Source organism: Brevundimonas sp. DS20 (assembly GCF_001310255.1).
Taxonomy (GTDB): Bacteria; Pseudomonadota; Alphaproteobacteria; order Caulobacterales; family Caulobacteraceae; genus Brevundimonas; species Brevundimonas aurantiaca.
Map to the genome: position 1 here is coordinate 399,690 of NZ_CP012897.1, position 24,050 is coordinate 423,739.

Annotated in this window: 20 protein-coding genes; 4 read left to right on the forward strand and 16 right to left on the reverse strand. The window is 69.6% G+C overall.

The annotated features are described in order from the left end of the window. Positions 1-64 precede the first annotated feature (64 nt). The 16 genes from JL11_RS01975 to JL11_RS02050 form a co-directional block, all read right to left on the reverse strand. The gene (locus tag JL11_RS01975; protein WP_054764196.1) at positions 65-673 is read right to left on the reverse strand and encodes a lytic transglycosylase domain-containing protein; all 609 of its coding nucleotides are present in this window, start codon (positions 671-673) and stop codon (positions 65-67) included. After that, positions 667-1,170, reverse strand: a complete 504-nt coding sequence (locus tag JL11_RS01980) for a S26 family signal peptidase (RefSeq protein ID WP_082382560.1) — start codon at positions 1,168-1,170, stop codon at positions 667-669. Before JL11_RS01980 ends, JL11_RS01975 begins: the two co-directional genes overlap by 7 nt. Beyond that, on the reverse strand, positions 1,167-2,345 hold the full coding sequence (locus JL11_RS01985) for a TrbI/VirB10 family protein (protein WP_082382561.1): 1,179 nt from the start codon (positions 2,343-2,345) through the stop codon (positions 1,167-1,169). Before JL11_RS01985 ends, JL11_RS01980 begins: the two co-directional genes overlap by 4 nt. Further along, a complete protein-coding gene (locus JL11_RS01990; protein ID WP_054764198.1) occupies positions 2,342-3,391 on the reverse strand; it encodes a TrbG/VirB9 family P-type conjugative transfer protein in 1,050 nt (349 codons plus the stop codon). The genes JL11_RS01985 and JL11_RS01990 overlap by 4 nt, the downstream gene beginning before the upstream one ends. Beyond that, positions 3,370-4,053: a conjugal transfer protein TrbF gene (gene trbF / locus JL11_RS01995; RefSeq protein WP_054764199.1), complete on the reverse strand. Its 684-nt coding sequence runs from the start codon at positions 4,051-4,053 to the stop codon at positions 3,370-3,372. The genes JL11_RS01990 and trbF overlap by 22 nt, the downstream gene beginning before the upstream one ends. Before the next feature lie 2 nt (positions 4,054-4,055). Further along, a complete protein-coding gene (gene trbL, locus JL11_RS18125) occupies positions 4,056-5,441 on the reverse strand; it encodes a P-type conjugative transfer protein TrbL (protein ID WP_261339035.1) in 1,386 nt (461 codons plus the stop codon). 11 nt (positions 5,442-5,452) lie between these two features. After that, complete coding sequence (locus JL11_RS02005) at positions 5,453-6,226, reverse strand: conjugal transfer protein TrbJ (RefSeq protein ID WP_156314136.1); 774 nt, start codon at positions 6,224-6,226, stop codon at positions 5,453-5,455. Continuing rightward, positions 6,165-8,618, reverse strand: a complete 2,454-nt coding sequence (trbE, locus tag JL11_RS02010) for a conjugal transfer protein TrbE (protein WP_054764201.1) — start codon at positions 8,616-8,618, stop codon at positions 6,165-6,167. Before trbE ends, JL11_RS02005 begins: the two co-directional genes overlap by 62 nt. A 9-nt stretch (positions 8,619-8,627) precedes the next feature. Beyond that, positions 8,628-8,906: a VirB3 family type IV secretion system protein gene (locus tag JL11_RS02015; RefSeq protein WP_054764202.1), complete on the reverse strand. Its 279-nt coding sequence runs from the start codon at positions 8,904-8,906 to the stop codon at positions 8,628-8,630. After that, positions 8,906-9,226 (reverse strand): TrbC/VirB2 family protein, encoded by a 321-nt coding sequence (locus JL11_RS02020; protein WP_054764203.1) that lies wholly within the window; start codon positions 9,224-9,226, stop codon positions 8,906-8,908. Before JL11_RS02020 ends, JL11_RS02015 begins: the two co-directional genes overlap by 1 nt. A gap of 513 nt (positions 9,227-9,739) precedes the next feature. After that, positions 9,740-11,581 (reverse strand): ATP-binding protein, encoded by a 1,842-nt coding sequence (locus tag JL11_RS02025; RefSeq protein ID WP_054764204.1) that lies wholly within the window; start codon positions 11,579-11,581, stop codon positions 9,740-9,742. A gap of 6 nt (positions 11,582-11,587) precedes the next feature. Further along, positions 11,588-11,806: a hypothetical protein gene (locus JL11_RS02030; RefSeq protein ID WP_054764205.1), complete on the reverse strand. Its 219-nt coding sequence runs from the start codon at positions 11,804-11,806 to the stop codon at positions 11,588-11,590. A gap of 135 nt (positions 11,807-11,941) precedes the next feature. Then, on the reverse strand, positions 11,942-12,862 hold the full coding sequence (trbB, locus tag JL11_RS02035; protein WP_054764206.1) for a P-type conjugative transfer ATPase TrbB: 921 nt from the start codon (positions 12,860-12,862) through the stop codon (positions 11,942-11,944). Next, entirely contained in the window at positions 12,859-13,272 is a 414-nt protein-coding gene (locus JL11_RS02040) for a hypothetical protein (protein ID WP_054764207.1), read from the reverse strand. Before JL11_RS02040 ends, trbB begins: the two co-directional genes overlap by 4 nt. Continuing rightward, the gene (locus JL11_RS02045; RefSeq protein WP_082382754.1) at positions 13,259-15,136 is read right to left on the reverse strand and encodes a type IV secretory system conjugative DNA transfer family protein; all 1,878 of its coding nucleotides are present in this window, start codon (positions 15,134-15,136) and stop codon (positions 13,259-13,261) included. Before JL11_RS02045 ends, JL11_RS02040 begins: the two co-directional genes overlap by 14 nt. A gap of 193 nt (positions 15,137-15,329) precedes the next feature. After that, complete coding sequence (locus tag JL11_RS02050) at positions 15,330-15,734, reverse strand: thermonuclease family protein (RefSeq protein WP_035306061.1); 405 nt, start codon at positions 15,732-15,734, stop codon at positions 15,330-15,332. Positions 15,735-15,820: 86 nt separating this feature from the next. Here JL11_RS02050 and radC point away from each other — a divergent pair, with 86 nt between their 5' ends. The 4 genes from radC to JL11_RS02070 all read left to right on the forward strand — a co-directional run bounded on the left by radC (position 15,821) and on the right by JL11_RS02070 (position 23,951). Then, complete coding sequence (radC, locus tag JL11_RS02055) at positions 15,821-16,516, forward strand: RadC family protein (RefSeq protein WP_231681370.1); 696 nt, start codon at positions 15,821-15,823, stop codon at positions 16,514-16,516. Continuing rightward, the gene (locus JL11_RS02060) at positions 16,513-17,424 is read left to right on the forward strand and encodes a toprim domain-containing protein (protein WP_054764208.1); all 912 of its coding nucleotides are present in this window, start codon (positions 16,513-16,515) and stop codon (positions 17,422-17,424) included. The genes radC and JL11_RS02060 overlap by 4 nt, the downstream gene beginning before the upstream one ends. 38 nt (positions 17,425-17,462) lie before the next feature. Then, the gene (locus tag JL11_RS02065; protein ID WP_052004749.1) at positions 17,463-19,529 is read left to right on the forward strand and encodes a ParB/RepB/Spo0J family partition protein; all 2,067 of its coding nucleotides are present in this window, start codon (positions 17,463-17,465) and stop codon (positions 19,527-19,529) included. A gap of 141 nt (positions 19,530-19,670) precedes the next feature. Continuing rightward, complete coding sequence (locus tag JL11_RS02070; protein WP_035307822.1) at positions 19,671-23,951, forward strand: strawberry notch-like NTP hydrolase domain-containing protein; 4,281 nt, start codon at positions 19,671-19,673, stop codon at positions 23,949-23,951. Positions 23,952-24,050: the final 99 nt, after the last annotated feature.

Consider the following 24,050-nt stretch of genomic DNA (forward strand, 5'->3'; position numbering starts at 1 on the left):
AGGAGCGTCTCCCGGGGCGACGACGCGGCCGCCTCCGCGCCGTCATGAGGGGCCGTCGCGAAGGTCACAGCCCGGCCTCCGCCGGGACGCATTCCCGCGACGATCGCACCCCGCGCCCCGCCGTGAGCGCCAGGTAGCAGTTGATCACCGAGACGACGTAATTCTGGGTCTCGGTGATGTTCGGGATCCGGCCCAGCCGGGCGACCCGATCCGGTCCCGAATTATAGGCCGCGAGGGCAAGGCGGAGGTCGCCGAAGCGGAGGATCTGCCGGGCCAGATAGTCGGCCCCTCCCCGCAGATTCTCATAGGGATCGAAACGGTCGCGCACGTCGAGATCCGCGGCGGTGCCCGGCATCAGCTGGGTCAGGCCGCAGGCGCCGGCGTGAGAGCAGGCCTGGGCGCGATAGGCGCTTTCCACCACGACCAGGGCATGGAGCAGCTTGCGATCCAGACCATGCCGGTCGGCCGCTTCGGCGATGGCGTCGGCGAAGGGCTGGTCAAGGTCCGCCAGACGAACGGCCTCGAGGCCAGCGGCCTCCGGTGCGGGTGCTTCCGGAACGACGCCCACGAACAGGTCGCCGCCGGCCGGACGCCAGTCGACGCGGGTCTGGGCCGCGACCGGCGTCGCCGCCATGGCGATGACGGCGGCAAGAGGAAGAAGGTGGCTCACCATGTCAGGGTCTCCCGATAGACGCCCTCGATCTGGGCGGTCCTCACCGGCCCGAAGTACCGGCTGTCCAGGCTGGACGGCGTATCGCCGAGCAGAAGTCGTTCGTCGGCGGCGAGCCTGCGACAGCCTCGCCAGGCCGGAAGCGCGACGCCCGCGCTATCCCGGGCGTGGATGCGGACGGTGCGCATCGGCGCGATCAGCCACCGGCCGTCCGAACACACCATCTCGCCGCCCGTCGCCGCCACCCGTTTGATCAGCCGCACCTCGCCGGGCATCCCCTGGCGCGAGAGATAGGGCCGCACGATCTCGGGCTGACGAATGGCGACCACCGCGCCGCGCTCGATGTCCCGGGCGTCGGCGCGGACATAGACGCCCCGAGGCAGGCTCGGGCTCTCATTGATCAGGGCGACGGCGGGCCGCTGCGCCGCGACCCCGCCGACGGCGAAGAGGCCGACGGCGGGCGCGACGGCCGCCACGAGAAGACAACGAAGACGGGTCATCGGCGGTACGGCTCCAGAATGAGGTCGCGGGTGATCATCACCCGAACCGGAGCCCCCGCCCGGACCCTTATGGACGGCTGGACGCCGAGCTCGCGATCGACGAGCCGTCCGCCGACCTGGGAGGCCTCGATCGAGGCTGCGCTCCCCGCACTGGCGGCGAACGAGCGGTCCTCGGATCCGCCGCGCGCCAGTTCGCCCAGGGTCGTGATGGCGCCCGCGAACAGGGTCGCCACGCCGAGCGGCAGAAGCCTTCGATCCACCTCTCCCCGCACGCCGACCGCGCCCTGCGCGTCCACGCCCGGTTCTTCGGACAGGATCAGGCTCTTGCCGTTGGGAAGGATCAGCCGATCCCAGACCAGGAAGGCCCGACGGTCGCCGTGGGCGCTCTCGCCTTCGTGGCGTCCGATCAGGCGCGTCCCCTGCGGGACGACGAGATGGCGACCGGTGATGGAGTCGAACACATTCTGGCTGACCGTGGCCACGACCGGGCCGGGACGCGAGGTGTCCACGGCCGTCAGCAGCACGCCCGGGATGATGGCGCCGGCCTTCAGCTCATAGGGGGAAACCGGCGCCAGGAGGCCGTGGGGACTGTAGATCGCGCCATAGTCCCGCATCGCCGGGGACGGCGGCGCATCCGATCGCCCGCCTCCGGCCGGAGCGGCGGCCCCGCTCGACGGGCCTCCGAAGAACAGCCCGGACGCCGCCGCCTGCTCCACCGGTCGCGGCCCTCTGGGCGTCGCGGCGTATGAGGGCGCCGGCACGCGAGCGGGCGGCGGCGAGGCGACGGGAGGTTCATCTTCCGGCGTGGCGCCCCGGCGCTCCGGCAAGGCGTCCGCCCGGGCGAGCCGGTCATAGCTCGCGGGCTGGTCGGTCACCCGCTCCGAGGGTCGAACGCTGCCCCGGGCCTCGCCCGCGCCACCGGCCTCGGCGGCGTCCCGGGCCTGACGCGTCATCTGCGGCTGGACGACGAAGGCCCAGGCGAGCGAGCCGGACACAAGCAGGGCGGCGACCATCACCGCGCCCTGGACGACGAGCTTGCGGATGCGGACGGCGCCCGGCCGCGGCGCCCGGCCCATCAGGGGCGGCGGAGGCGCCTTGGGCGTCGCTGTCGGGGTGGACGGAGGCGGGGCGACGTCGTCGCGAGGGGTGTCTGGAGAGAGATTGGGATCGGTCATCGGGCGGCTCCCGGAATGCGACGGATGCGGACGATTTGCGGACGACGGTCTCCGAGCCGGAGCTCGGCTTCGTCGAACAGCCTGTCGACGATCAGGACGCCGTCTGCCTGCCGGTAGTTGACCAGCTGGAGTTCCTCGCCGGCCCGGACGAAGAGGGCCGGCGCCTCATCGATCGAGGCTCCCGGCGACAGGGTGATGAAGGTCCGTGCGCCGTCATTGAAGACGGCGGTCGGAGCCCAGCGCGGGGAGCGGCCTCGCGCCTCGATCCTGTAGCGGGCGTCGAGGGGCCCCTGAGGCGTCGCCGCCTGCACATCGACCGGCGGCAGGCCCGACAGCGGGTCGGCGACCGGGCGGCTCGAGGCGGCGAAGCCATAATCCCAGGCGATGGCGGCGTTGAAGGCGTCGGCGGCGCCGCTGCGCAAGGTCAGGAGATAGACCCGCTGGCTGGTGGTCAGGACGAGGTTGGTCTCCAGACCCGCCTGCAGGGGTTTGATCAGGACATGGGTCCGGGCGGAGGCGCCGGCGCCCGACTGGCTCTCGCCGATCTGCCAGCGCACCGTATCCCCGGCCGCCTTGGCCGTGACCGTCTCGCCCGGCGCCAGGGTGAGGGTCGTGACCCGCAGGGGGGCGGTCCAGACCTCGTAGACCCGACCGTCGGACCAGCCGAACACCTGGACTCCGCCCACGAAGCCGTCGGCGCTGGAGGCGGCGCGAGCGGATCGATTGGCTTGTGCGATCGCGGCGCGTCCGGACGGCGTCTCCGGCGGCGGCGTCTCGGCACGACGTCGACGCGGCGGCTCCGCCTGGGCGACCGCCTCGAGGTAGGGTCGTGCGGTGGAGTCCGGCTCTACGGGAGGCGGAGCCGGGTCCGCCTCAGACGAAAGGACGGGCTCGGGCGCGACTTCGGGGGTCGGGACCTCGGGCGTGATCGCCTCGGCCAAAATGACGGGGTCGGCGTCCGGCCCTCGCAGCAGGGCGCAGCCGGAGAGCGCGATAGCGGCGAACGCCGAAAGGGCGGTCACGCTCAGGAAGCGTCGGGGGTCCATGAGACATCCTCGATCTTGAGGCCAAGGGGATTGCGCATCAGCTCGGCCTCGTTGCGCGGCGGCTGATGGGCGACGGTGATCAGGGCGCGCCAACGCTCGGCCCCGGCCTGCTGGCCGTTCACGAACCGGGTCTCACGCCATTGCAGGTCGAAGGTGCGGTCGCTGCGGCGGACCACGTTCAGCACCTCGACATTGACCGCCTCGCGGCCGGCCTCCGCGAACGGATCATTGGCCTGGGCCCAGTCGTTCAGAAAGGCCGAGGCCTTCGGCGTGAGGAGGTCGTAGGCGCGCAGCCAGTTCTGCCGGATCACGATCGGATCGATCGATTTCGACCGAACGTCCCGGATCCATTGCGCGAGGGCATAACCGGTCTGGGCCTCGGTCGGTTCGTACCGGCCGTCCAGGGCCGTGATCCTCTGGGTCTGCCCCCAGTCGGACACCTCCACGACGAAGGGCCGCACCACCGCCCGATCGGCCTGGACCCACCAGCCGGCGCCGAGAAAGGCCGCCAGCGCGAGGTTGGCCAGGGCGATACGGCGCCAGTTGCGGGCATGGGCGATGGAGAGCCCCATCCGGTCGTCCCAGACCTGGCCTGCCCTCTGGTAGGGAGTGGCCTCGGGCGACGCAGTCAGGGCGCGCTTGGGCTTGAAGAAGGGATGCATGCTCAATCCTCGGATCTGACGGTGGGCTTGAGGGCGCCGCTGTTCTCGCCGGCCGGCATCAGGGCGCGACCGGAGTTGGCGATAAAGAAGGCCTGGAGGGCGGCGGATCGGCCGGCGGCGCGTCCCCCCTTCGCGCCCCCGCCCAACGACCGGTCCTCGGACAGGGACGGCCGGGAACGGGTCTCAGCCTGGGGCCCGGCCTGGCCCGGAGGCGGCCCGGACGAATCCGGCTGAGGGGGCGGCGCCTCCGACGGCGCCGGGGTGGGAGAACTCGGGGCCGCCGCAGCGCCCGAGGTCGGCGCGGCGCCGCCGGTGGAGGGCGCCGGATCTCGCGTGCGCCCGGCGGGCCCCAATCCGGGTCCAGGGCCCGGTGATGGCCGCGGTCCGCCGCCCGAGGGCGCGCCTCCCGAGGAAGGGCCGGGTCCCGATGGTCGCGCCGCGGACGCGGCCCCGGCGGCGGATCGCGACGACCCGCCGATCGCCGCGGCCCGTCCGGCCATGGCGCCGACGCCCGCGACCCCGCCGGCGACGAGGGCTCCCGCCCCGGCGACGGCGAGCCCGCTGGTCAGGGCCGCGCCCGCCCCGAGGGCGGGGCCGCCGGTCACCAGGGCCGAGGCCAGGTTGGGGATGAAGATCGCCAACATCGCCAGCAGCAGGGCAGCGACCAGGATCGTGAGGGCTTCATAGATGTCGGGATTGGCGGAGGGCTGAAGCTGGTCGAAGATCGTCCGCGCGCCGGAGACGACGATGGCCAGGGCCAGCACCTTGAGCCCCGAGGAGACGACATAGCCGAGCGGTCGTTCGGCCAGGAAGGCGGTCTTGTTCCAGATGCCGAACGGCAGGAGGACGAAGCCGCCCAGGGTGACGATCTTGAACTCGAGCAGGGAGACGATGATCTGCAGGGCCAGGATGGCGAAGGCCAGCATGATGCCGATCATCGCCAGACCGAGAATCAGGGCGTCGGCCATATTGCCCATGACGTCGAGCGGGTTCTCGACCGGGGCCGGCGTCTCTCCCAGGGCCTTCACGATCTCCCAGCCCTGCTGAAGGATGGCTCCAGGGTTGAGGAACTCCTCGCGCGACAGCGAGCCTCCCCCGGCCGTCAGACCCAGCTCCAGAAACCCGGCGTAGAGGGTCTCGGACAGGGCCTGCCAGTCGTTGATGATCCAGGCGAAGGCGCCGATCAGCAGGACCTTTCCGAAGCCGGACGCCAGGACCTCCCTGTTGGGCGAGAGCGCCCACTGGATCCCTGTCAGGGCCACGACGAGCGCGATCAGCAGACCGAAGACACCGTTGACCGACCCGGACAGGGCGTCGAAGCCGGCGGTGACGGTGTTGGAAAACACCACCATCAGCTCGTTCGGGGTCTCCATTCCGGGGCCGGCCATGACAGCGCTCCTCAGTCCCGGGCGTGGGGCAAGGGGTTGAAGGACGGAGCGGCCGGCGTGGCGGTCCCCCGTTCCCAGAAGCGGCGGCGCGCCTCGATCGCGGCTTCGCGGTCGGCGGCCTGACGCGCCGCGCCCTCGGCCATCAGCCGGGACTGGGCCAGAAGCACGGTCCGCATGCTGGCCAGATCCTCGGCCAGAACGGACAGCATCTGGGTCGAGGACTGGATCGCGGCCGTCTCGCCCTCCGCCGCCTCGCTCGCGGCCATGGCCCCGCGCAGGCGGCCGTCGCGGCTCTGGGCCAGTCGCTCCAGCTCGGCCGCCGTGCGCGCCAGGTCCTCGGCGGTCCGGCGCGCGGTCGTGGACCGATCGGCGCCGAGGGCCGTGAGGTCCGAGAGGGAGAGATCGTCCGGATACAGATCCGCGAACTGCCGCTGAACGCCATCGAGGGTCGAGGCCGTCCCCCGGACCGTGCGCGCCAGCTCGCCGATGTCGCGCAGGGTCTCAGACGATCCCGCGAGATGGCTGTAGGGCGAAGCGGCGAGGCTGCGGGCCTGATTGGCCAGAGTGCGAGCCTCATTGGCGAGGCTCTCGATCTGCCTGGCGGCCGAGAGCATCGCCTCGACATCGGCCTTGGCGTCATACACCGCCCATTGCGCGCTCGCCGGCTGGGGCGCCGCCGCAAGGGTCAGCGAAAGCGCTGCAAGCCCGCAGAGCCAGCGTCGGCTATTCGGCCGCGAGACGATGGGCGACGGCCGGATCGAAGCTGTCGAAGACGTTGTCGACATGATGGACTCCCTTGGCTTTGAGGAATTCGCGGGCGAAGCGGTCAGGCCGCGGATCGGCCGGATCGAGAGCCGCCAGCACGCTCTCGATGAGAGTCTGGTCCTCGGGAGACGAGGCGCCGCAGAGGGCGAGCCCGGCTCCGCTGAGCTTGAGGTCGAAAAGCCGCCGCCCTTCGGGCTGACGCAGGTAGTAGGTGCGCTTGGGGGTGGCCCAGGCGATCAGCTCCAGCTGGCGGCGGTTGAGACCGAACATCCGGTAGAGGTCCGCCGAGGCCGGCTCGAGCGCGCGGGGGTTGGGCAGGAAGATCTGGGTCGGGCAGCTTTCGATCAGGGCCGAGGCGATCGACGAGCGCACGACGTCGTCGAGCGACTGGGTGGCGAAGACCACCGCCACGCCCTTCTTGCGGAGCGTCTTCAGCCACTCGCGGATACGGGCGGCGAACGCCGTCTCGCCGAGGAACAGCCAGGCCTCGTCGAGGATCAACAGGGTCGGCCGGCCGTCGAAGCCGCGCTCGATCTCGTGGAACAGCGCCGCGAGTACAGGCGCGACCGCCGACGGGGTCGCCATCAGGCTCTCGAGCTCGAAGCATTCGAAGGCGGCGAGCGTCTCGTCTTCCGGAGCGACGCCGTCGATCAGGGTGCCATGAGGCCCCTTGAGCGTCAGGGGCTCGAGAGCCGCGGCCACGGCCTTGTCCTGGACCAGGGCCGTGAAGACGGTCAGCGTCCGCTGCGCCACGGGGGCCTGGGCCAGGGCGCCGAGCGCGGCCCAGATCTCCTCGCGAATGCGCGGCGTCGGCTCGAGGCCCGCGAGCCGGACGGCATCCGCCAGCCACTCCGAGGCCCAGGCCCGTTCGCCGTCATCCTCGATGCGCGCCAGGGGCTGGAGGGTGAACGCGCCGCCGGGCTGGAGCGGATGCCAGCGCCCGCCGACCGCCAGGGCCGCGGCCCGCGCGCTGCGGCCCTTGTCGAAAACCACGACCCGCCCCTCGGGATAGCGGAACCATTGAAGGGCGAGGAAGGCGAGCAGCGCGCTCTTGCCCGAGCCGGTCGGCCCAACGACCATCGCATGGCCGACGTCGCCCACATGCAGGGCCAGCCGGAACGGCGTCGATCCACTGGTCCTCGCGACCGCGAGCGGCGGCCCCTGCAGGCGCGGGTCCGATGTCGGTCCGGCCCAGACCGCCGAGACCGGCAGGAGGTCGGCGAGGTTCAGGGTGGAGACCAGAGGCCGACGCACATCCGCATAGGGCTCGCCCGGCAGGGAGCCCAGCCAGGCCTCCACGGCGTTCAGGTCCTCGGTGCGGGCGACGAAACCCTGGGCGTTGAGCGTCGCCTCGATCGCCCGGGCCTGTTCCGCCGCCCGTTCGGGATCGCGCGCCATCACCGTGATCGTCGTGGTCAGATAGCCGTAGGCGCAGGCGTCCGAGCCGAGGGCTTCGAGCGCGCCGTCGCACTCGTCGGTCTTGGCCGCCGCATCCGTATCGAGGAGCGGGACCTCCTCCTTGGTGATGGCCTCGCGCAGGAGAACCCCGACCCCCTTGCGCTTGGCGAACCAGCGCTTGCGCAACTTGACGAGCTCCACCTCGGCGTCCGCCTTGTCCAGACCGATCCAGCGCGCGCTCCAGCGATAGGGGAAGGGCAAGGCCCCGAGGGCGTCGAGCAGTCCCGGCCGCGTGCTCGCCGGAAGCCCCCGCACCGAGACCACCTTGAGCGTCTGGCCGTCCAGTGTCGGAGACACGCCGCCGAGCAGGGGCGCGTCCGCCAGCCAGGCGTCGAGGAACATCGGCGTCGCGGGCAGCGCGAGCCGGACCGACCTCGGAGACACGCAGTCGTGCAGCCAGGTCAGGATCTCCACGTCGTCGAGCATCGCGACTTCCGGAAGGGCGTCGGCCAGAAGGTCGACGATCTGCGCGGTCTCGCGGGCGAAGGCGTCCAGGGCGGTGCGCCAGTCCCGGCTCGCCGGATCTGCGCCGTCGAACAGGACGCGCTCCACCCGGCGGGTCTGGTCCGCCGGCGGAAGCCAGGTCAGGGCCGCCCGATAGTCGGTCTCGTAGGCCGGCTCGCTGGTCTCGAAGAGGGAGCGGCGCTCGGCGTCGACCAGCCAGGCCGCGGCGATCTCGAACTCACTCGTGGGATAGGGCTGGGCGGGGCGGCGACGGGCCTCGACATGGAGGCACCATCCGCTGCCCAGACGCTTCAGGGCGTTGTTGAGCCGCGCTCGAACCGACATCAGCTCCAGGTCGGAGGCTGACTCCAGATCCGGCCCCCGGAACCGCAGGCCGCAGGTGAAGGAGCCGTCCTTGTTCAGCACCACCCCGGGAGCGACCATGGCCGCCCAGGGCAGATGATCGGCCAGAAGCGCGGGCCGGCGGCGATGTTCATCCAGAAAGCGCATGCTCAGGTCTCACGCATCGAGATGGCCCGGCAGGGCCAGATGGCGGCGAAGGACGTCGAAGAACCGCTTGTCAGCCCGTGCGGCGTAGAGTCCGATCGCGTGGGCGACCGCCCACCACAGGAGGCCCAGCCACCAGATCCGCAGCGCCAGCCCCAACACAACCGCCACGGTGCCCATCAGGATGGCGTAGTCGCGAGGCATCCCCGCCAGGGTGACCGGCTCGGTCAGGGCTGCCGCGACCGGAAGATCCCAGCCTGGCGGGCGGTGATCGGACGACGTCTCGGACATCAGGCGATCTCCGCCCCGCCGGCGAAGCCGAAGAACTGCAGGAAGAAGGTCGAGGCGGCGAAGGCGATCGAGAGGCCGAAGAGTATCCCGAGCCCTCGCCGCATGGACGATCCGTTCTCGCTCATGGCGACCCCGGCGCCGAACAACACCACCGCCACGACGGCGGCGGCCTGGACGACCGGCCCGGTGATCGATTCCACGATCTGCTGGAGCGGTCCCTCCCAGGGCATCCCGGATCCGCCCGCCAGGGCCTGTCCGGCAAAGAACAGGCCGCAAGTCACCGTCGCGGCCGAAAGGCCACGTTGAAGTAAACGTCGCATGGTTTGAGTTCCTGTGGTCGGGCCGGAAGGTCGGCGTTGACGATCCACAGCAAGCAAAACCATCCACAGCCTGTCAACGCGGCCTGTGAATATATTTTTACGGCGGAGTCTTGCTTCTAGATCGCCCTCGAAATCCAGCGACCGTCCATCAAAGTCTTGCAACGGCGCAAGTCGTCCGCGACTTTCTTCGATTCACCCGGAGGGCCCGTCATCATTGACTTCAGACCTCAATGCGTCCGGATTTCGCCGGAATGCGCGACAGGGCGCCGACGAGAGAATCGGATCGACGCCAGGCCTCCCGAAAGCGCGAAGCGCATGACGTCAGAAGCTTGTCGGACCGCCGAATATTGTCGGGCGTGGCCTGCGACGGATCAGCATGGGACCGGCGGATGCCGGCGGCCCCTTAAACAGGGGCCCGCCAAGACGTCCGCGACCGCCTGGAAGACGGCGGACACGCGGTCGAGGCGGTCGTCCATCGATGTCGACGATCGCGCCGACAGTCTCTGAGCCGAGTCAGGCGGTCTCGCGCAGGAAGTCGTCCTCGTCCTCGACCTGCGCCTCCTCCCCCTGTCGGTTGGGACGGAACTGACGCCCCATGCTTCGACGGGCGCTCTGGATGGAGTCGTAGAAATCGTCGGCCGCCAGGCTCAGGCTTTCCGGCGCGAGGGCGTGACGCACGGCGTCGGGATCCCATTCCTTGTTGAGCTGCTTGGCCAGGGCGAACACCACCGCCCGACCGACGCGCAGGACCATGCTCTTCTCCGCCTGTCTAACGGCGGCTTCACGCATGGTGTCGAGGTCGGCGACGGTCGCATAGGATGCCTCGAGCGCATCCTTCATCTCGCCGATCGACGGATAGAGCATGTTGAGAAACAGCTGGCCGTTCTCATAATACCGACCGGCCCGCCCCTTCAGCTGCTTCTCCTCGATCTCCTCGGCTGTCCTCAGCAGGACGATCTCGGGCGCGCGTTCGCGGTCTTTCCAGAGATCGGCCGCCTTCGACCCCTGCGGGGCAAGGTTCAGATCGATATGCTTTGTCTTCGGCCTGGAGGCCCCGCCGGCTCCGCCCTCGCCGTCACGCTGGGGTTGGGCGCCCACGCCGCTCGCTGTATCGACCAGACGGATTCCCGTGGTCGTCGGCCTCGGGGAGACCCGGCGAACCCGCAGGTCGTAGAGCAGCTTCTGAAGTTCGTCACGGATGTCGTCGCTGGAGGTGCTCTCCGGCGCGAACGACCGAATGACGTCGATGAGCCACTGGGGGCGATGCTGGGCGACGAGGTCGCCGAAATGGGCGGCTTGAACGGTGTCCTGCTCACCAGCCTGGTATCGCAGGAACTGACGGTAGGCCTCCGGCAGCACGTCTGCGTCGTCCGGCAGTTCGATATGGACAGAGATGTGCTTCGATCCGAAGGGGATGCCGAACAGGGGGGCGTTGATGGACCAGCCGCGCCCGGTTTTCACATCATAAAGCTCGTCGCGATAGACGACGCCGGCGAGACTCAGGGCCGACTGGATGGCGCCGCTGATCGAGCGGTTATGGCTCGGCGACTTCTCATAGGGCGGGTCGTAGAAATAGTGAATCTTCACGCCGCCCGGCGCCTCGACCGTCTCGGTCCGCTCAAAGGCTCCGGCGGCGGCGCGTCGCGGCAGGGGCTCGAAAGCCCGGGTCCCGTCTCCGAGCTTGTGCGTTCCAGCCAGCAGGGTCACGCGCACGCCTTCAGGCAGGCGGTAGAACCGGTGATACAAGTAGGTGGCCAGCCACTGCGCATCGACCACCGGATCGCCGTTGTAAGGCGCACGGGCGGTCTCCTGATCCGCCTCGTTCCCCAGCAGGCGAACTTCCGTCCAGTCCTCCGTCAGGTCGTATCCTTCCTCGGCGGCCAGCTCGGTCACATCGATGACCTCGACGAGGTCGCCGTTCTCCAGCGTTCGCCGAAGACGCCCGTACCGCCCGTCGCGCTCGCAGAGGATCACCTCATTGACCGCGCCGGATTTGCAGGAGCGATAGACCATCCCCAGTCGGTTGGACGGCAGGGACGCCACCTTCGCGCCCATCCCGAAGTTCGCGTCCAGGCCCTTCTGCTTGCGGATGGACGAGGCTAGATCGCACATCCGGTAGAGCTCGGCGGCGTCCATCCCCGGTCCGGTGTTCCAGATCGCAAGCTTGGGCGTGTCGTTGAACGTCACAGTGCGGAAGATGACCTGACGACTGCCTTCGGGCGCGAGGGACGCGGCCTCCATTGCGTTCTTGGCCAACTCCCGCACCATCATGGTGCGCGGGCAACGCTCGATGGTGGTCGAGACGAGGAAATCGACATCGTCGATAAGGATCGGGGTGATGCTGGACTGGGTCATGGCGGCCTACAGCTTGAAGCCGGACTTGCGGGTCCGGGGAGCCTCGAAGCGGGCCTCGACCTCCGCGACGGCGTCACGCAGCGCCCGCATGATCTTCTTCACCTCCACGTCCTCGTACTCATAGACCTGCCGGTTCGACAGGTTGCCGATCCGGGCGATCGCATCGAGCGCCTTGGTGGTGCGACCTTCCGCCAGTTCACGGAATTTTTCGCGTTTCTGAGTCACGAATGAGCATCCTTGTGATCGTATTCGTCGATATTTTCGTCGAATACGAACCACACATCCGCACGATTTGCAATCACGCGGATATTTCAGGCCTATGGGGGAGCTGCCTCTCAGCTCCAGCGCGCGGTACCCTCGTCAGCTTTCAAGGGGCAGCAGGTCATCGACGACCCGGCCCGTCCGGGTCCGGCGGATGTGGACGATGATGTCGATGGACTGGGTGATCATACGGTGCGGGATCGCTGGCCCGACCTCGGCGATCAGATCCTCGATCCGGGACACAGCCTCGCGGGCGGAATTCGCGTGGATCGTCGAAAGGCCGCCCGGATGCCCGGTGTTCCAGGCCTTGAGGGTTTCGAGCGCCGCCGACCCTTCGCGCATTTCTCCAACGACGATCCGATCAGGTCGCATGCGCAAAGCGTCACGGACCAGGTCGACGACCCCGATCGGCACAGGGTGGCGGCGTGTGAGGGTGGCGACGAGATCCCACGCGGAACATTGAAGTTCGGGCGTATCTTCAATCAGGAAGACACGGTCGTTCGCAAACGCCGGCTCTGCGAGCAGCGCATTGGCCAGCGTCGTCTTCCCCGAACCCGTACCGCCCGAGATCAGCAGATTCCGGCGATCCCGCACCGCGGCGCGCAGGACCTCGGCCTGCCCCTCCGTCACCACGCCGTCACGGACATAGTCATCCAGGGTCCAGATCACGGCGGGTCGTTTCCGGATCGAAAAGGCAGGCGCGGCGGTTACCGGCGGGAGAAACCCCTGGAACCGCTCCCCGGTGACCGGAAGTACCCCTGCCAGACGTGGATTCTCCCGGGTGACCGGATCCCCGACATAGTCCGCGATCAACCGGATGACCCGTTCCCGGGCTTCTGACTCCAACTCGTGGCCGGTATCGGCGCGCCCGGTCCCGACGCGATCCAGGACCAGGCGCCCATCCGGGTTGACGAGGACTTCGACCACAAGCGGATCGGTGAGCGCCTCCAGGATGTCGGGCCCCAGCGCGTGGCGAAGCGCCTCCAGCTTCCGTTCGCCGACGATAGGATGGACGCTCATTCGGCCGTCCCGCGCTGCGGCCTGCCGCCCGAGATCAACCGGGCGGCCGTGTCATCGAGAAGCTGTTCGATCCGGCGGTCCACTGCGGCGCGGGCGACAGGATCCTGATCCGTGACGGCGTCCGGCAAACGCATGAAGAAGGCGCGGGCGACCTCGATGACCAGCTCCTGGATGATTTGCACGTCTCGCGCCGTCGACCGCATGTGGTCTCTTAGCGCGCGGTCGAGCTGAAGCAGACGGTCGTCCGGATCGGCGGGGAGGCTTCTGGCCAGGCCCTTCGCAAGCGAGCGTCCGGCGGCCTGGCTGATCGGAATATTGGCCGAGCGCGCTTCCCGCTGCAGGGCGGCGACCACGCGGGGGTCGGTGAGATAGACCTGAACCCGCGTCGCCCCGGTCTCACGCCCGCCCATCCCCGCCTCCCTGCAACCCGTCAAGCACCGCCTGTTCCGCCGCGAAGGCGGTCGAAATCCGCTCGTAGGTCTCGGCCGCCCTGGCGGCGACGCGTCGGTCATGGATCGCCGCCTCCACCTCTTTGAACAGCGGCAGGGCCGCCTCCGGATCCTCGCCCAGCCCCCGTCGTCCCGCCCATGGGTGAACCGGTGCGCCAGGCGTGTCGACGCCAGCCGCCTGATCCGGCGGCGGCAGGTCCGCGCGCGTCCGGAAGGGCCGCTCCCTGTCGTAGAGGACCTTGCGTGTCCGCAGCGGTCTGTGCCCTGCCGCAAAGGTCAGCTGCACCTCGTCCGGCAGCGCCCGGACTTCGCCCGGCTCCAGCAGGGGCCGTTCGATCTCGGAGCGGGACACCGAGCTCCGGCCGGCGCCCAGCCCCGCCGGACCGCTGCGGCTGGTCTTCCGCTCCAGCACGGTGCCGGTGAGCTTGGACACCTTGTCCTGTGTTAGCGGATCGAGAGCGCTGAAGGCGGTGTAGACATGGCAGTTGTCGAGGATGGTGTTGTTGGCCCCATAGGTCTCGACGATGTCGTTCAGGGACTGGGCGACGAACATTGTCTTGATGCCGTAGCCGCTCATCAGGCGCAGGGACTTCTCGAAGAAGGCCAGTCGGCCCAGCAGCGGGAACTCGTCCATGAGCATCAAAAGGCGCCGGCGCTTCTCGCGGCCCGCGTCGTCGGCGTGCTCTGCGGCGGTCAGGGCCTGGGCCGCCGCGTAGAAGAGAAGCCGGATCACCGGTCGCAAGGCGACGGCGTCGGCCGGAGCGACCTGCACATAGAGGGAGACCGGCGCCTCGGCGCACATCAGATCGCCGAGCGCGAAATCCGATGCCGACATCGCCCGAACCAGATCGTCGCCGGCCAGCCATTTGAGATAGCTGCGCGCCGTGCCCTGCACCGAGGTGCGAAAGCGGTCGTGCATCGCCGCGTAGCCCTTCACCGCCGTGGAGATGAACGGATGGACCTCGGGGACGCCCTCGGGACCCAGACGATGAAGGGTCCGGACCATGACGTCGGCGGCGGCGTCCAGATCGGCGAGGATCGTTCTCACCGTCAACAACGTCTTGTCCGCGTCCGGCGCCGTGTAGAGGACGTGCAGGATCACGGCTTCGAGAATCTCGGACGCCGCCTTGTCCCAGATGGCCTCGTCGTCCCGTGCGCCTCCCGGATCGCTGAGGATGGCGACCAGCCGCTGGACCTGCGCCAGTTCCTGGGGCCCCGGTCTGATCTCCGCCAGAGGATTGAAGCGCGCGGACGCCGGGTCTCGCGGGTTGAAGTAGAGCGCATGACTGTGCTGGGCGCGCCAACCGGCGGTCACCCGCCACAGCTCCCCCTTGGGATCATGGACCAGGACGCTGTCGGTCCAGCTCAACAGGGTGGGGACGACATGGCCCCGTCCCTTCCCCGCGCGGGTCCCGCCCGTCACGAGCGTCGGGCGCAGGTCGGTCGTCGCCAGAAGACGGCCCTGCAACCGCCCGAGGACGCACCCCGCGTCGTGCCTCAGGCCCGCACGGCGAGCCTCCGCCAGGCCGCCCCACCCGCGCGTTCGCTTCACGGCGCCGCCGTCGAACAGAAGCAGGCCCCCGGCGCCCGCGGCCATCACGAGCATGAAGACCGAGAGCGGCAGGGCGAAGGCGTCCCCCTCCGCCGCCCCGAACCTCTGGCGCCAGACGAGGATCATCCAGGGCCAGTAGACGCCTGTCTCGTCCAGCCGGAGCGCCGGCCCCAGCGTCACATGATAGCGATAAAGCCAGGCGAAGGTCTGGGTGGACGCCTGAAGCGCGACTAGTAGTGCGGCGACAAGACCGGCGAGGCGTGCTGGCGGCATGACGACCATCCGTTCGAAGACCATCGAGACTTCGAGGGAGAGGGCCGTTTGAGGCGACTTTCTGGCCGCAAATCCGGTCCTCGGGCGCCGTCGACGCCGATATAGAGGCGTGTCACGCGGGTGAGCCGTTTTGCCCGATCCGGCCGGACCGCAATATATTCTCGCTGTCGGCTCGTCTCCGAGCCGTGACGGGTCAGTTGCCGCCTTCGCGCACCCCGGCGGCCCTCAGGAGGTCGCCGACACGACGACCGTCGAGCCGGCAGGTCGCGATCACCCGATCATAGACGATCACCCGGCCGCTACGTCCTCGCGTCGCCACGCATTCGAGGCGTCGGCCCATCACCAGACGGCGCAACTGGTCCCGGGCGGCGCGTCCGCCCGGTGCGTTGAGCTCCGGGGCATTGAAGTCCGCGAGCCTCACCTCGATCCAGGTGGAGGGGTTCGTGCTGTCGCCGACGCAGAGCCCGTCGCCATCGCCGACATAGCGGGTTTGCCCCGAGAAAACCTGTCCGGCGCGATCTGGCAGTCGCCCCTCGCACGGATCGGCATGGGCGATCGCGGGCGCGGCGAGGAGCGGGAGGATGAGCCACCATTTCATCGGATCAACCTGGGCCGATCCGGTCGGATCGAAAAGCGCGATCGGGAAGAAAGGAAGGGCGGCCGGGAATGCTCCGCTTGGGAGCCTTGCTGGAGACCGCCATGCGCCCGCTTCCTGACCTCGAACCCGCGATCGCCGCGGCTGGGCGTTCGCCCGACACGAGTTCCCTCGCCAACCTCGACGACCGCGCCCTCCTCGCGCTTCTGCTGGGCCGCAGCATGCGACAGACATCAATGCCCGCCGTGGACGCCCTGTTCGACCGGTTCGGCGACATCGCCGCCATTGCTTCCGCCGATGTGCCGGAACTGGCGCGCGCCAGCGGACTGGGACCAGCGGCTCTCACCGACCTGAAACTGCTTCGTGTGCTCAGCGAACGGCTGGTCCGCGCCGAGGCTTCGAGACGGCCCGTCATCACCAGCTGGACGGCCTTGCTCGCCTATGTTCGGGTCGCATTGGCCGAGGAACCCCGCGAGCAGTTCCGGGCCCTGTTCCTCGACAAGCGCAACCGGCTCCTGAGCGACGAACTGGTCGCCCAGGGCACGATCGACCATGCCCCCGTCTATCCGCGCGAGGTCGTGCGGCGGGCGCTGGAGGGGTCGGCCGCGTCCATCATCCTCGTGCACAATCACCCTTCGGGCGATCCCGAGCCGTCCCGCGCCGACATCGAGATGACGCGGAAGATCGTCGACGCCGCCAAGGTCTTCGACATCCAGGTTCACGATCATCTGGTCGTCGGGAGGGACGGTACGGCCAGCCTGCGCACCCTCGGGCACTTCCGGTGAGCCTGCGCCAGATCGTGGCGATCCTCGGCGGAGACCTCTACCAGAACGGCTTGCGCGCCAATGTGCCGGCGCCCGGCCATGGGAAGGCGGACCGTTCCGTCTCGCTCCTGCTCGATGGCGGCCGTGTCGTCATCCACACCTTCGGCGCGGCCGATTGGCGGGAGGTGCGCGACGACCTGCGGCGTCGCGGACTGGTCGATCACGGCGGTCGGCTCATGGGTGTCGCGGACACGCCGGACAGGCCCGTGATCGACCACCCCCGACGGCGGGCGGTCGCGGGTGCGCTCTGGCAGGATGGGGTAAGGCCCGCCCGGACCGGCGTGGTCGCACGTCACCTCGCCGTGCGCGGCGTCGCTTGGCGGGAAGACCTCGACGACCTGCTCGAACATCCCCGCGCGCCCCTCTCGGTCTACCGGCCGGGGCGGCGCGTCGGACGCGCGATGATGACCGGGATCCGGTCGCCCTCGGGGGATCTCACGGCCGTCGAGCTCACCTATCTCGCGACCAACGGGCAGGTCGCATCGGGTCTGAGCGTTCCCCGCAAGACCGTGGGCCAAGTCCCGCCGGGATCGGCCGTACGGCTGCGTCCCGCGGCGGCGCGGATGCTGGTGGCCGAAGGCGTCGTCACCACCCTGTCCGCCATGGTCCGCTTCGACCTGCCGGGCTGGGCGCTCATGTCAGCCGGAAACCTCTCGCGGTGGCATGCACCCCACCATGTTTCGACGGTTCTAATCGCCGGAGACCGGGGCGAAGCCGGGGAGATCGCCGCGATGCGGCTGGCCAGGCGGCTCGAGCGCGATGGCGTGGAAGCGATCGTCGCCTTTCCCCCAGCCCCGTTCGGCGACTGGAACGAGGCCGCTCGAGACCATCAGAAAGCGGGAAAGGAAGAGCGCGGACGGGCGCCGTAAAGGCGGGGATGGACCTCGCCTACGGCAGGAGAGCCCTCATGTCCCGTTCCACCGCCGTCGCCGTCGTCGCCACCCCCTTCCAGGTCGCGTCGACCCGTAACCGCCCGCTGGTCCATCTCCGTGATCTCGACATCGCCCCGGAGAACCTTCGCTTCGGCGAGCCCTCCGACGATGACATTCCGCTGCTTGCCGAGACTCTGTTCGCCGCCGGTCAGCTGCAGCCCCTGACCGTCCGGCCCGGTCGAAAGAAGGAAGCCGCCAACATGGCGCTCGACGGCAGGCGGCGCTTGCTGGCGCTTCGTCTTCTGGTCGAACAGGGACGTATCGACGACAGCTTCCTCGTCGATGTCTTCGTCGAGACGGATCCCGCCCGCCAGGCCGCGGCCGTCCTGCTCACCAACACGGCCGTGCCGGTCCATGTCGCCGACATCATCGCGGCGATCGGCCGGATGCTGAAACGCAAGCTCGGCGTGCCCACGATCGCCAAGGCGCTGGGATACGCGGAAATCGACATCAAACGTCTCGCGGCCCTTGCCGCCCTGCCGGATGTCGCGCTGCAGGCGCTGCGGCTCGGCCGGCTGAACCTGCGCCAGGCGCGCCTGCTCGCCAGGCTCTCCGACCCCGACGAGCAGGCGGAGCTGGCCCGGATGACCCTCGACGGTCACGGTTTCCAGGATTGGCGCGTGACCGAAAAGCTCGACGAGGCTCGCGTCACCGCGCGCGACCCTCGCTGCGCCCTCATCGGCCCGGAGCGATACGCCGAGGCCGGCGGCCGCTCCGAGACCGATCTGTTCGGCGAGCTGCCGCCGGTGCTGCTGGACCCGGCCATTCTCACGGAGGCCTGGACCCGACGTGCACGGGAGATCGCCCTGATCTACGAGGCCGAGGGCCTGGCGGTCCACGTCACGGCGGGCCCCGAACCGGACCTGCCGGACGATCTGGAAGCCGCCGGTTACGTCTACGGCGGCATGCTTCCGGCCACGGAGATGGCGGCCTACCGCGACAAGCGAGACGCCTTCAACGCCGCCGTCGAAGGGGTCGAGGCGGTCCTGACGGAGACGACCGACGCCGAGGCGGTGGACGCCGCGCTCGACGTCATGATCCGCGACCGCCTGGCCATGGATCAGGCGGGATGGAGCGGCCGGGCAGCCACGACCCTGGTCCTGCGTCCTGCACTACGCACCGGGATCGAAGTCCGGTGCTTCACGCCCGTGGAACCGGAAGTCGAGGACGAGACCGACGATGAGGCGCCCGCCTCCGCGGGGGGCATCGCTGCCGCTCCCGTCTACCGGCCGCCCGAGGTCGATACGCCGGAACCCGAGACCGAGGGCGTCAACCACGCCCTTCACGCCGTGCGCACCGACGTGGCCACCCGCGGTCTGATCCGCGCCCTCGCCGACGATCCCGGCGTCGCCTTCACGGCGCTGATCGCCCGCCTGTTCAATCAGCTGGCCGTCAGGACCTCCGGCCAGAGGTCCGAGTCCGCCCTCGCCCTGACCGCGTCCGCCTTCAAGCCGACCGGCGGTCGCGTCATCGAGGCGTTGGACGGCGAGGTCCGCCAGAGGCTCGACGATCGACGCGCCGCGTGGGAGGCGTCGGGCCAGACGGTGATCGCCTGGGTGCATGGTCTCGCCCATGGCGACAAGATGGGTTTGCTGGCCGAGCTCACCGCCCTCTCCCTGGATGTTCGGGAGGAGCGGACCACACTGATCCGCAAGTCGGCCCGGGCCGAAGCCGCTGAACTCGCCGAGCTTTGCGGCGCGGACATCAGTCTGCACTGGACCCCGGACGCCGAGTTCCTGAAGCCGCATTCCAAAACCCTGCTGCTGAAGATGCTGGAAGAGATGGACCGGGCCGATGTGAGAGCGGCCCTGCTGAAGAAGGCCGATCTGATCCCCTGGGTCGAGGAGAATGCGGCCGAGAAGGGATGGGCGCCGGCCAGCCTGTCCTGGACCACACCGCCCGACGTCGACGAGGTCGCGGCGTCGGACGCTGACGGTCCGGAGAGCGATACGGCGGAAGAGAGCGAAGGCGATGCTGACGACGGCGTCGGCGCCTTCGAGGTCACCGCTGAAGGCGAGGCGGCGCTCGACGACGCCGCCTGATCCAGGCGTGAAGACGACGAGGCCCGTCGCGACATCGTCGCGGCGGGCCTTCGTCATGGAAGGCGGGAGGAAGGGCGGCTGGGCGCGAGCCTGGAGGACCGGAGGGATGAGCCCGCCGCTCCAGGCGACGGAGCCCTTCCCATGACCGCCGCGCAGACACCGCCTCAGACCGCCAGCCTCTCGCTCTTCAGCGCACCACGCCCGTGCGACCGCGCCGCCAACCTCATGGCCGCAGCCCGGGTGCTCGCCACCCACCTGGCCCGGTCCCGCCCGCTGCACCGCAAACTGGTCTCCAGCGTCATGACCACCGGCTTCGGCGGGTCGGACGCCGAGGGCTTGTGGAACTGGCGGGACGCCTATGAGGCCATCGAGGCGGCGACCGTTTTGCAGATCCGCCGGCTGGCGCCCCAGGTGTCGCGGCTCGAGGACGCGCCGGCCGCCATCGCCGTCCTTCTGGCGACGGTCGGCGCCCTGGGTCTGACCCACAGCCGACGCAGCGAAGATCAGATCGCGCTGGACCAGTTCTCCACGCCGCCGGAACTGGCGGCGCTCGTGGTGCTGGCCGGTCAGGTTCGCCCGGGTGACCAAGTGCTGGAGCCTTCGGCGGGCACCGGGCTGATCGCTATCGTGGCCGAGGCCTGCGGCGGAGTTCTGACGCTGAACGAACTGGCCGAGGGTCGCGCCGTCCTGCTCGACGGCCTCTTCGTTTCGGCGACGCGGTCACGTCTTGATGGACGACGCGTCCAGAACCTGTTGCCGGGCGCGGGCGGGTTCGACGTCGCGGTCTGCAATCCGCCCTTCACCGATCTGGAGGCGCATCTGACCGGGGCCTTCTCGGCCCTGGCCGATGGCGGGCGCCTGGCCGCCGTCGTGCCGATCACCGCCCTCATCGACGAGGGTCTGATGCGTCGGTTGAGCGCCAGGGGGCGTGTCGTCGCCCGGATCGGCTTTCCGCCACGCGCCTTCTCCAGGCACGGCACCAGCGTGGAGACCGGGTTGCTGGTTCTGGACCGGCTCGAGGGCGGCGCCGCGGTCGCTGCGCTCGCGAACGGTGAAGATCTCGCCGCCTGTGCCGCCCTGGCCTCGGCTGTGCCCGAGCGCGTCAAGGCGAGGCCGAGGGTTCGCCTCGAACTCGGGGCGCAGACCTTGCTGGCGCCCCGGGACCGGTCACTCGCCCTGCCGTCCGGGCGTCTCGGCTTCCTCGCGGGAGCGTCCCCCATCACCTATCAGACCCTCGCCTGGACGGGCGAGGGCCGCGATGTCGGCCTCTACCAGGCGCACCGGCTGGCGCGGATCGCCCTGACGGCGCAGACGCCCCACCCGTCAGCCCTGGTCGAGTCCGGTCCGATGGCCTCGGTCGCCCCGCCCGCCCCGTCATACCGGCCGGTCCTTCCGGCGGCGGTGCGTCTCGACGGCCGGATCTCCGACGCCCAGCTGGAGACGGTCATCTACGCCGGCGAGGCTCACGCCGGCATGCTGCCCGCCTGGTGGACGCCGGGAGAGTCGGCTCGTCAGCTCAGGTTGTCGCGGGAGGAGGATGAGGGTTCCGTCCAGCTCCGGCGCGGCTTCTTCCTTGGCGACGGCACCGGCTGCGGCAAGGGCCGGGAGATCGCCGCCGTCATCGCCGACAACATGGCCCAGGGGCGGACCAAGGCCCTGTGGTTGTCGAAGAACGACTCCCTGCTGGACGACGCCCGGCGCGATTGGGCCGCCATCGGCGGCGGGGCCCACGACATCGTGCCGCTCAACAGCTGGAAGTTGGGAGATGGCGTGCGGCTGGATCGCGGGATTGTCTTCACCACCTACGCCACCCTGCGTCAGCCTGCGCGCGGCCAGAAGATGTCGCGGCTCGACCAGATCGTCGCCTGGCTGGGCGAGGATTTCGACGGGGTCATCGCCTTCGACGAGGCCCACGCCATGGCCAACGCCGCGGGGGGCGGCAAGGGGGCGCGGGGAACGAAGAAGGCCTCCCTGCAGGGGATGGCCGGCCTGGCGCTTCAGAACCGGCTGCCGAACGCCCGGGTGCTCTATGTCTCGGCGACCGGCGCCACCACCGCGGAGAATCTGGCTTACGCGGCCCGTCTGGGTCTTTGGGGCGGGCCGGAGGCGCCCTTCGTCACCCGCGACGACTTCCTCGACGCCATGGACAAGGGCGGGGTCGCCGCCATGGAGCTCGTCGCGCGCGAGCTCAAGGCGCTCGGCCTCTATGTGGCGCGGTCGTTGTCGTTCGAGGGCGTCGAGTACGAGCCGCTCTTCCACGCCCTGACCGAGGACGACATCAGCATCTGGGACGCCTGGGCCGACGCCTTCCAGCTGATCCACGCCAATCTGGGCGAGGCGCTGAAAGCGACCGGCTTCAATGATGAGGAAGGCAAGGCCAAGAGCGGCCTGGCCGCCTCAGCCGTCCATTCCGCGTTTGAAGGCGCCAAGCTGCGCTTCTTCGGCCACCTCCTCGCGGGATTGAAGGCGCCGACGCTTGCGGCGTCGATCCGGGCGGACCTGACCGAAGGGCGTTCCGCCGTGATCCAGATCGTTTCGACGAACGAGGCGGTGATGGAGCGAAGACTGGCGTCCATCCCGCCGGAGGAATGGAACAACCTCTCCATTGACCTGACGCCGCGCGAATATGTCCTCGACTATCTGCGCGAGGCTTTCCCGGTGAATCTCATGGAGGCGATCGAGGGTGACGACGGCTCGGTGACGCTGGTCCCGGTCATGGTCGACGGCCGGCCCGCCGTGAGCCAGGAGGCGTTGCGCCGGCGCGAAGACCTGATCGAGAAGATGGCGCTCCTGCCCGCCGTGCCCGGCGTTCTGGACGCCCTTCTGGACACCTTCGGAACAGAGGCGGTCGCAGAGATCACGGGACGGTCGCGTCGCGTCGTCGCGCGCGACGGACGCCGGCTCGTCGAGCGCCGCGGCGCCTCGGCCGCGCGGTCGGAGACCGACGCCTTCATGTCCGGCCGCAAGCGTATCCTGGTCTTCTCGGACGCAGGCGGCACAGGACGCAGCTACCACTCCGACCTCTCGGCGCCGAACCAGCAGCGCCGCTCGCACTACCTGGTCGAACCGGGCTGGCGGGCGGATGCCGCCATCCAGGGTCTGGGGCGCAGTCATCGCACCCATCAGGCCTGTCCGCCGCTGTTCCGCCCGGTCACCACCGACATCCACGGCGAGAAGCGGTTCACCTCGACCATCGCTCGACGGCTGGATTCGCTGGGAGCCCTGACGCGCGGCGAACGCCGAACGGCCGGGGCCGGTCTGTTCCGGGCCGAGGACAATCTGGAAAGCCCGTGGGCGCGACGCGCCTTGCTCGTCTTCTATGGCGCGCTCGGCTTTGGCGAGCTGTCGTCCATGACGCTGGAGGACTTCGAGACCAGGACCGGCCTGAAGCTGCGCGACGCCGACGGGGGGCTCAAGCTCTCCGACGACCTGCCGCCGATCCACACCTTCCTGAACCGGCTGCTGGCGTTGCGCATCGCCGACCAGAACGCCCTGTTCGCCGACTTCGACGGCATCCTTTCAGGCATTCTCGAAAGGGCCGCCGCCTCGGCCGACCTGGACCGCGGGCTGGAGGACATCGAGGCTGAGGAGTTGGCCGTGGTGGAGGAGGAGACCATCCGGACCGACGTCTCGACCGGGGCGGAAACCGCACTCGTCACCTTCGAACTCAAGGTGCGGCGTGAACTCGTCAGCTCGGACGCGGCGTTGGCAGGCGCTGAAGGCTCGGCCTTCCGCCTGGTCGTCAACGACCGTTCCGGCCGCGCCGCCCTGGCCGAGTTCGGGTTGACCACCACGACCGATGACGACCGGCTTGTTCCGGCGGTGCGCCTCTTGCGGCCTGACCAGCATCAGGTCACGCCGGAGAAGACGTTCGAGGAGTCGGCCTGGGCCCAGACCGATGAGGCGGCGTGGCGGGCGGTCTGGGACGCCGAAGTCGCCGCGACCGATCCGTGGCGGACGCGCCGCCTGACCCTGGCGACCGGCCTTCTGTTGCCAATCTGGGGAAGGCTGCCGTCCAAGGGCTGTTCGGTTCGCCGCGTACGCGCGCCGGACGGTCGGCGTTGGCTGGGCCGCGTGCTGGACGAGGTTCAGGCCGCCAGCCTGAAGACGGCGCTGGGCCTGACCGAGGTCGGCGACGCCTGGGCCGATGGCGGGCGCACCGCTGCGGCCGTACTCGACCGCAATGTCCAGCTCGCCCTTTCGGGCGGCCTGTGGCTCAAGCGATCGCGGGTCATGGACCGCTGGCGGCTGGAAGTGGTCGGGGGCCGCACCGACCGTGACGCCCTGGTCTCGCTCGGCTGCTTCGTCGAGATCATCGCCTATGCCCCACGGGTCTTCGTTCCGGTGGACCGGCCCGATGTCGTGGAGGGGGTGCTGCGCCGCCATCCGGTCCAGTCGATCCTGGAGGGTGCCGCAGCCTAGCGAAACAGCGACTTACGCTTGCCGGCTCACTGCGGGTCGCCGGGCGCGATACCGACAAGTCCGGCGACTGGAATCAACAGCGGCAGCGCGCCGACGATT